The 8,584-nt window shown below is 64.8% G+C and carries 9 protein-coding genes and 1 pseudogene; 5 read left to right on the top strand and 5 right to left on the bottom strand.

Features of this window, described 5'->3' with window-relative positions; genetic code table 11:
* The 3 genes from AC1D2K_RS23720 to AC1D2K_RS23710 all read left to right on the top strand — a co-directional run.
* Positions 1 to 595, top strand: a 595-nt coding sequence (locus tag AC1D2K_RS23720) for an efflux RND transporter periplasmic adaptor subunit (protein WP_478091442.1), incomplete at its 5' end; no start/stop codon positions are given.
* Positions 492 to 1,844, top strand: a complete 1,353-nt coding sequence (locus AC1D2K_RS23715) for an ABC transporter permease (RefSeq protein WP_478091443.1) — start codon at positions 492 to 494, stop codon at positions 1,842 to 1,844. The genes AC1D2K_RS23720 and AC1D2K_RS23715, both read left to right, overlap by 104 nt.
* A gap of 26 nt (positions 1,845 to 1,870) precedes the next feature.
* A complete protein-coding gene (locus AC1D2K_RS23710) occupies positions 1,871 to 2,551 on the top strand; it encodes an ABC transporter ATP-binding protein (protein WP_478091441.1) in 681 nt (226 codons plus the stop codon).
* A gap of 231 nt (positions 2,552 to 2,782) precedes the next feature.
* Here AC1D2K_RS23710 and AC1D2K_RS23705 read toward each other — a convergent pair whose 3' ends face one another.
* Entirely contained in the window at positions 2,783 to 3,439 is a 657-nt protein-coding gene (locus AC1D2K_RS23705; RefSeq protein ID WP_478091440.1) for a hypothetical protein, read from the bottom strand.
* Between the two features lie 113 nt (positions 3,440 to 3,552).
* Here AC1D2K_RS23705 and AC1D2K_RS23700 point away from each other — a divergent pair, with 113 nt between their 5' ends.
* Positions 3,553 to 3,942: a winged helix-turn-helix transcriptional regulator gene (locus AC1D2K_RS23700; RefSeq protein WP_478091439.1), complete on the top strand. Its 390-nt coding sequence runs from the start codon at positions 3,553 to 3,555 to the stop codon at positions 3,940 to 3,942.
* Positions 3,943 to 4,296: 354 nt separating this feature from the next.
* Here AC1D2K_RS23700 and AC1D2K_RS23695 read toward each other — a convergent pair whose 3' ends face one another.
* The 3 genes from AC1D2K_RS23695 to AC1D2K_RS23685 form a co-directional block, all read right to left on the bottom strand.
* On the bottom strand, positions 4,297 to 4,638 hold the full coding sequence (locus tag AC1D2K_RS23695) for a hypothetical protein (protein WP_478091437.1): 342 nt from the start codon (positions 4,636 to 4,638) through the stop codon (positions 4,297 to 4,299).
* A 93-nt stretch (positions 4,639 to 4,731) separates the two neighbouring features.
* Positions 4,732 to 5,721 (bottom strand): hypothetical protein, encoded by a 990-nt coding sequence (locus tag AC1D2K_RS23690; protein ID WP_478091436.1) that lies wholly within the window; start codon positions 5,719 to 5,721, stop codon positions 4,732 to 4,734.
* Positions 5,722 to 6,141: 420 nt separating this feature from the next.
* Entirely contained in the window at positions 6,142 to 6,783 is a 642-nt protein-coding gene (locus tag AC1D2K_RS23685) for a hypothetical protein (protein WP_478091435.1), read from the bottom strand.
* 490 nt (positions 6,784 to 7,273) lie between these two features.
* On the opposite strand from AC1D2K_RS23685, the gene AC1D2K_RS23680 reads away from it, so the two are divergent.
* Positions 7,274 to 7,870, top strand: coding sequence for a DUF938 domain-containing protein (locus AC1D2K_RS23680; protein WP_478091433.1), 597 nt, complete (start codon positions 7,274 to 7,276; stop codon positions 7,868 to 7,870).
* Between the two features lie 512 nt (positions 7,871 to 8,382).
* Here the strand turns inward: AC1D2K_RS23680 and AC1D2K_RS23675 are convergent.
* Positions 8,383 to 8,574: pseudogene (locus AC1D2K_RS23675) on the bottom strand (VIT1/CCC1 transporter family protein); the annotation flags it as partial.
* Positions 8,575 to 8,584 lie beyond the last annotated feature (10 nt).

The following is an 8,584-nucleotide window of genomic DNA, read 5'->3' as shown; positions in this document are numbered from 1 at the left end:
GCTCGTGGCCCCGGCCGACGGCGTGATACTGCGCCGCGATGGCGAAGCCGGCCAGTTCGTGCCTGCCGGCCAAGCGGTGTTCACGCTGGCCTGCTGTGCGCCGTTGCGCGTGACGGCCGAGGTCGACGAAGAAGACATCGCACGCGTCGAAGTGGGCCAGAAGGTCTCGATGCGCAGCGATGCCTTGCCCAACCGCCTGTTCGAAGGCGAGGTGGGCGAGATCACGCCCAAGGGCGACCCGGTCTCGCGCAGTTACCGCGTGCGCATCCGGCTGGCCGACGCACCGGCGGTCGATGCCGGCCCGATGCGCAGCGGCATGACGATGGACGCCAACCTGATCGTGTCGCGGCGTGAAGGCGCACTGCTGGTGCCCAATCGCACGCTGAAGTCGGATGTGGTGTGGGTGTTGGCACAAGGCCGACTGCAGCGGCGCACCGTGGTCAAGGGCGTCGTCGGTGGCGAGCGAACCGAGATCGCGTCCGGGCTCGCGGATGGCGAGATGGTCGTGCTGTCGCCGCCCGATGCGCTGCGCGACGGGCAGCGCGCGCGCGGCGTGCCGGCTCCGGCGGCTCCGGCGGCATCGCGCAGGAATTGATGTGATGACGATCGCCCTCGACGTCGCGCTGGCGCACCTGACGAGCCGCAAGCGGCAAACGCTGGTCTCGCTCACCGGCGTGGTGCTCGGCGTCGCATTCTTTCTCGCCGTGTCGGGGCTGATGCGCGGCTCGGAGACCGACTTCCTCAAGCGTCTGGTCGACAACAGTCCGCACATCACCGTCTACGACGATGTGCGCCAGGGACGCGTGCAACCGGCCGCGCTGAGTTGGCCGGATGGCGCGGTCAGCGTGCGCAACGTGCGACCGCTGCGCGAAACGCGTGGCATCCGCGGCTGGCAGCAACGCCTCGCCATGATCGAGACGCTGCCGGGTGTGAGGGCCACGCCGGTACTTGCCGACGCGGCCGTGCTGACCTTCGCCGGACGCCAGCAGGGGGTCACCTTGTCCGGGGTGGTGCCCGAAAAGATGAAGCATGTGACGACCATCGAGGAGAAGATGCTCGAGGGTTCGCTCGACGCGCTGTCCGCCGATCCCAACGGCGTCGTCATCGGTCGCGGGCTGGTCGACAAGTTCAGCCTGCACCTGGGCAGCACACTGATCGTGCTGGCCGCCGACGGCACCAGCCGGTCCTTGCGCGTGGTGGGCATCTTTCGCACCGGCAACGCCGCCTATGACGAAGCCCAGGCCTTCGTGCTGCTCAAGCGGGCGCAGTCGCTGCTGGGGCGCGAGAACCGCGTCAACCGAGTGATCATCCAACTCACCGACCCCTACACGGCGCAAAGCGTGGCGCAGACCATCGAAGCCGCCACCGGCTACAAGTCCGTGTCGTGGATCGAGGCTTCAGAAGACCTGCTGAGCCTGCTGCTTGTGCGCAACATCATCATGTACAGCGTGGTTTCGGCGATATTGGTGGTCGCCGCATTTGGCATTTACAACACGATCTCGACCATCGTGATGGAGAAGACACGCGACATTGCCATCATGAAATCGATGGGTTTCCATCCGCGCGACCTGCGCCGCATTTTCCTTCTCGAAGGGCTGATCGTCGGAGTCATCGGCAGCGCCTTGGGCGAGTTGCTTGGCCTGGTGCTGATGTATCTGATGGAGCAGATCGAGATCAGGCCGCCCGGGGTGACCGAGGTCGTGCATCTGCCGATGTTCTGGGGCGCCGAACAGTATGTGCTGGCGGCGGCGTTCGCGATGCTGTCGTGCGTCGCGGCCTCGTATCTGCCCGCGCGGCGCGCCGGGCGCGTGCGTCCGGTGGACATCCTGCGGGGTGCGGCGTGAGTGGTGCTCAATCGCCGTCCGGCCCCGTGATTCGCGTCGAACACGTGACGCGCACGCTCGGCGGCGAAGTGCCTGTCACGCTGGTGAACGACGTCAGCCTGCAGATTGAACGCGGCGAATTCGTCTGCGTGATGGGACCGTCGGGTTCCGGCAAGTCCTCGCTGCTGTACTTGCTGGGGCTGCTCGACGCACCCACCCAGGGGCGCGTCTGGATCGACGGCGAAGACACGAGCGGGTTTGATGAGGACCGGCTCACCGATTTTCGGCTGGTGCGGCTGGGCTATGTATTCCAGTTTCACTTCCTGTTGCCCGAATTCAGCGCGCTCGACAACGTGACGCTGCCTATGCGCAAGCTCGGCCGCGTCTCCATCGAAGCGGCCAGGGCGCGCGCCGGCGAGCTCCTGGACAGGATCGGGCTGGAGGGCCAGCACCACAAGCGGCCAAGCCAATTGTCGGGCGGCCAGTGCCAGCGCGTGGCGATCGCCCGCGCGCTAGCGAACGACCCGCTTGTGGTCCTCGCCGACGAGCCAACCGGCAACCTCGATTCGGCCGCCAGCACCAACGTGCGCGACATCCTGCGCAACCTGACTCACGAGTTCAACAAGACCGTGGTCGCCGTCACACACGACGCCGACTTCGCCTCGGCCGCGGACCGGCGAATCGGTATCGTCGACGGCCGCATCGATATGGCGTGGCGGCCGGGATGACCGCACGACGGTCGGTGTGCGCGCCGGCGGGCCCAGGGCGCGAACAGCCGTTCTGGGGAGCTCTGCGTTCATGCTGAGCGGTGTCTATCGCTGGCTGGACGCTCTTGGCCCGTGAGCGGCTGGCCGTCCCATCTTGCTGCTCGGTGACGGGGGCGCCGCCACGTCCGTGTCATTTCTTCGGACTTCAGCGGCGACGTAGGAACTCCGGCTCACCTGGGCAGACTTGCCATTTCAGGTTCCCGCCTGATGTCGCGCCTGAAAAAACGCCGTCATATGGAGCATCGCGAAAATAGGCACGAGGTAGGCTGGGATGAGCAGGAGCGGCAACAGTGCCATCGGGCTGGTCGTAGGCTCCCCGGCGACTCCGACGGCGAGGCTCGCAGTGAGTGCCCCGGTGCCAACGGCCACGACGAGGTCCAATAGCCCGAGCGCATTCCATACCATGAAGGTCTTGCTGGCGGCGAAGCCGGGCCGGTTGATCAGGGCAGCCAGCATCCAAGGCGCGGTCAATCCGATCGCGATGTCGCCAAGTCCTGCGGGCCAGGCAAAGCTGCCCGGCAAGACGCCAGAGGTGTGTAGCGCCAGGARGACCAGCCCGGCCAGTCTCCACGCCTGGACCGCCATCATGAAGCGAAGGTCAGCCGTCAGAACAAGTTCTCGGAATGAGCGCGAGATCCGATAGCCGGCGAGAAACACGACGATGGGTGCCGTGACGCCGATCAACAATCGCAAGGGCGGCGAGCCGGGGGGCGTGACGAAGGCACCACTGGCGCCCAGCAGCATGACGAGGATGAACCAGGCGGCCAGCACGATTGCGACGACCCGCCTTGTGCCCGGAAGGGCTGGCGGCCTCGACTGAGTGGGTTGCGACAGGACAGCATTTGACATGGCATCTCCTTTGCATAGTAACTTGCACTTTGCAAGTTACTATCAACGTAGCATACTAACTTGCATTTTGCAAGTTACTCGCGCGGACGACGCCGCGACAGATGGAAGCGAAGATGAACAAGCCGGAAGATGGATTTCGAAGATCGGTCTGCCCCGTTGCCAACACGCTCGATCTGGTGGGGGACAAATGGTCGTTGCTCGTCATTCGGGACATGCTCCACGGCAAGCGCACCTTTGGAGAGCTGTTGGACTCGCCTGAGAAGATTCCGACCAACATCCTCGCCGATCGGTTGAAGCGCCTCGAGGCCGCCGGGATCGTCGAGAGCTCGGCATACCAGGAGCGTCCGGTTCGCTATGCGTACGTGCTCAGTGAGAAGGGCACCGCCATGGGAGACGTTCTGCTCGCGTTGGTGCGATGGGGCAAGAGGCACATACCAGGTACGCAGACCTTGAGTCGCCCCACCCGCGCCAAGACGGAGCGCGCGCGCCAGCGGCATCGTTGAAAATCCGCTGGCGCGAGGCCCCAGCGCTCGCGCCTGGCGCCTGGCGCCGGCTCACTGGGATTGATGAACCGGCCAGCACAGCCGGGCGGCCGGATAGCGGCCGTTCGCCAAGGACTCCATCTGGCCGTGAGCCGTCTCAGCATACCGGCCCACGATCGGCCACCGAGACTTGTCCTCCCGACGGAAAGTTCAAGACCTGGGGAGATGCTCGACGACCCGCTGGAGCGGGGCTTCCATGAACAGCAGGCGCTGCGCGAACGCCGGTCGGTGCGCGCAACTGAGTGCGCACCAAAGCTACCGTTCAGACGAGGTCTTCACTAGCGGACCTCGGCTGTCGCAACGCGGGCCCACCTTTCACGGGCCGTTGAGCGCCTGCGGCCCCCGACCGGCCACGAACGTCTGCCGACGCCGAGCGGCCACCAGGGTCACCGCCGCACAACACACCAGGTTGAGCATCGCAATCAGCGAGAAGAACAGGTCGCAGGCGACGAAGGCCCCATAAGCAACAGCCGTCGCATTGGCCACGACCCAGGATCCCCAGGTTAGCAGGGAGATGTCGCGTGCGCCGTCAGCGCTGCGCCAAACCGCCCTCAATTGCGGTACGTAGGTGAATATCCGCGCCGCGTTGGTCAGGATGTAGAGCCAAGCGATCATTGTGTCTGACACGTGGGGCGCCGGAATGGGAAGCAGGGTCATCTTGCGGCGATCAGCGTCGGTATCGAGTTGTAGACGCCGGCAAGGATCATGACGAAGCTTTCGATCCACTGCGGTGGTCGCAGGCGTGTCGATTCACTGGCGAGCCTCCGCATTGAAGAGCCAGGTGTCGAGAAGCGCCGTTCCCTCCGGGCCTACGCGGAGCGCCCGGCCCTTTCCCGTGCGCGAATTGAGCGTGTAGACCCACAGCACCCTTGTGCCGCGCGCTGTTGCGAAGATCGATTCGCCTTCCGACTCGGCAAGTGCAATTTGGTTGCCGAGACCCGCACAGCCTACGCCCGCACGTGAGGCGAATCCGCAGTCGGGGCGCTCGGGTCCGTTCAGAAGCGACGCCACCGAAGGTTGTTCGGTCGGCCAGAATGTGACCTCCTCGAGCCGTTCGCGCACGCAGGCCTGCTCCGCGCCATTCATGACCCCATCGAGCCCGTTGTGGGGAAACTCGTATTTGCGCACCAGCAGCACACCACTTCGGGTCGTCGGATTGACCAGCAGCACGATCCACGACGCACCGGCGTGCTCGCGCAGCAGACTGGCGCGCAATCGTTGGCGGAGCTGCGCGACGAATCGCTCTCGTTCGCCGGACTGGATGGCGCCGCTGTCCATCGCCCGCTCGGCCACTGTCCCGGCATCCAAGGACATCGCGGCCATCGCCTCGAGCTCGACGCGCACGCGCGAATTCAACGCGCTGCGAGTCGAGACCCCATCGGAGGCGCTGGCATCGCTGGCGATCTCGTTCGCATAGAACAAGCCGGTATAGCCGGCTTGCGTCGTKCCTCTGATGGCTTGCTTGAGCGAACGGCATTCGCCATCTGCATGCGCCGTGCCAAAAGCCAACATGCCAGCCACCAAAAACAGAACAATATGCAGCCACCTGGTTGCGACGCATGTCATCGAGACGGCGTAACGTCGATGTTGTACAGCCTTCCAGGACGTGAACGCAAAAACCGCTGCTCCCATGCAAGGTTTCATCGCCGACGCCAGACCTGGCCAAGCCAACCCGATCAAGGGGCCGGCGAACAACAACGCCGGACCGCGGCGGTCTGCAAAACCGAGTAGGGACTTCATCGTGGGCTCTCCTCCTTCAACGGTCTGCGGTGGCTGCCCGTGGAAGGCATGGTCGCGGCGCCTGCGCTGCCCGGCGCACCAACGTTCAATACTGACCGGCGGGCCCTGGCGTCGTTGTGAGATGACTCAAGCAGGCGGCCGCCGGCCAGCCGCGCCTGCGGCAGGCCTTCGCCCCAGTCTGGTACGCGTTAGATCAGGCTCGGGCGCGCACGGCAGGCCGAGTTGGCGCTTCGAAGGCACTGGTCAGCCGGCTGCTGACCGACCTGACCAAGGGCGGCTACGTCGAAGTCTCCGGCGAGCGCATCGCGCTGTCGGAAAGTTGCCACTCCGCTGGTAACTGCGCTACTTTTCGTAGCGCACGACGCCGTCCCAACGGCCACTTATGGCGGCTGGACTTGGGTTGTACGATCGCCAGCGCAGTCATCRAACCCTTAACCGTGGTGCCGGCTGTCTCCAGTCTTCAGGCGTCCGATTGCGCGCCCCKCGGCTCCAAGAGGCGGGGTGCGTGCGCCGTTGGATTGAGACGCCGGGAAGCGCCTCTTCCATGGCGGCCACTACCTCCAGACGAAGCCAGGGCACTCTATCACCCTTCGTGCAGAGGCACGCGACAGCATCGCCCGCTTCAAAGATCTTCCGAAGCCGCCTCTGGAAGCAGGCCTTGCCGTTCAACGTCCAAACAGCATGAAAAATCTTGTCACGGCAGACGCTGGTGCTGTGACTGAGAGAACATTGGTACTGCACAGCATTGACCAAGATGACTGGCAGGTCGATCGATGCATTCAGGCCAATCACTTCGCGAAGGAACTGCGCTAGATTGCGCCCCGTTGGCCCTTTGGCAGGCGCCGGGTCGCCGTCGAACTCGCTTGTGTGTGGGGACTCGAGGACGATGATCAGTGCGGGCCGGTGCGGGCGCTCCGACGCCGGGGCGCGGGTCGTTATCTTCCCGAGTCGTTCCAACTCGCACAGCATGCCAACATACTGATCGGGGCAACTGCGAAGCTCCAACGGTCCTTTGGCCACTTGGCCGCTACGCGCCACGATGGCGCTGAAATCGATCGTCAACAGGAAACCCTTTCAAAGTTGATTTAGCGTACGACCCAGCATGTTTGGCATCAACGGGCATCGACACTGGGCGGACGGAGACCGACAACGCAGGTGTGGCCAATTGGCACTTTATGGAACGGTCAGGGCAGTTTCCGAACCTTCCGGGCGAACTCACGCTGAGACGTCGAGTCCGGTCATCCAGTTGCCAAGGAGATCCCGGTAGCAACGACCGGTCCCAAGGCATATCAGACTTCGTCCGCGATCCACCCGCCTCACCGACTGCGCCAACCCAGTTTCGAAGCCCGATCGAACGGCCGCTTTTCACGTCGCCGAATTGGTAGTCCGGCCCTGAAGAGACATCCACTTTCCTGATCTCGTTGCCGCAAAGCTGCCGGCCGAGCCCGCCCACAGGGACCTGAAGGAAGTCCCGCAGCGGAGGGCACACATCGGCAGGCAGCAGACGGAGCGGTTGAGGCGCCGAGCACGACTTGAGGCTTACCATCGCTGCATGGACTCACGCGAGACCGCCCCCTCCCCCGAACGCAATAAGCAGCCGATCCTCGAGGTACTTGCGCGCGTATTGCCGCCACGCGGCCTCGTGCTCGAGATCGGCAGCGGCACCGGGCAGCACGTGGCGCACTTCGCCAGGGCTTTGCCCGCCCTCACTTTCCAGCCCAGCGAGATGGACGTGGAGCGCCATGCTTCCATCGAGGCGTGGGTGGCCGAAGGCAACCTGTCGAACGTAAAGCCGCCCCTCGCCATCGATGTCACGAAGCATCCCTGGCCCGTATCCGCGGCCGACGCGGTCGTGTGCATCAACGTGATTCACATCTCCCCGTGGGAGGCCACGCTCGCGTTGGTGGCGGGCGCCGGCAGGATCCTGCCCGCCGGTGGCGTGCTTGTGACCTACGGCCCGTACATGCGCGTCGGCGCGCATACGTCGCGGAGCAATGAAGCGTTCGATGCGAGACTGCGCGCAAGGAATCCGCTCTGGGGCGTGCGCGACATCGACAAAGTGGCGGAAGTGGCGGGCAATGAAGGCCTTGTGCTGGAGGAGGCCGTACCAATGCCGGCAAACAACTTCACTCTGGTCTGGCGGAAGTAAAACGGCGCACTCCCCGGCGCGCGGGCCCTCATCGACGCGTTTGCTTGAGCACCAAAGCTGTCGGCCACGAATGGCGGGAACTGGCCGGAACTGCCTGTTCGCCAAATTCGCCGATAGCAGTCCTTGGCCAATCGGGCGATTTCACGCCGAAGGTCAGCTACCAGTGACGGCCGCGAACTGGTGCTCGCGGCCATCAGGAGTCGTTCACGACGGTCAGCTATGAGGATGCCCAGTGCCGCCAGGACAAGCGCGACACCAAGCAACAGGGCCGCTGGAACAAGCGGGATCAACTTCAGCGGCAACCTGATCGGCGTGCGCCATCGCTCCATCGGCTTCGGCCAGGACGTCTTCCACTAGGCCGCGGAGATGATCCGCCACGACAAGAGCGCGCTGACGGGCCACCCCGACCAGGAGCGCATCACCGCGCTGCGCAAGATCATCGATTCGAGCCTGTCCAGTGCGAGGGCGAAGAGCGCCGCCCGCGCCGAGCACTCCAAAATGGATCGCCCGGTCGACATGGCCCCGGCCACCAGCCCCGCGACGCCGGTCACCAGAATGTTGCCGTGGCTCGGACCGGCAACCGCGACGCCGATTACGAGACTGGCGGTCGAGACGATGCCATCGTTGGCGCCCAGCACGGCGGCGCGCAGCCAGCCGATGCGGTCAGTGCGGTGACGTTCAGTGTGGCGGCGACACGATGTCATGGTGCAGTGC

It is taken from the genome of Variovorax sp. P1_H12_2, assembly GCF_056405335.1.
The sequence above is the reverse complement of the archived record's forward strand: the minus strand, read 5'-3'. Positions and strand labels throughout refer to the sequence as shown.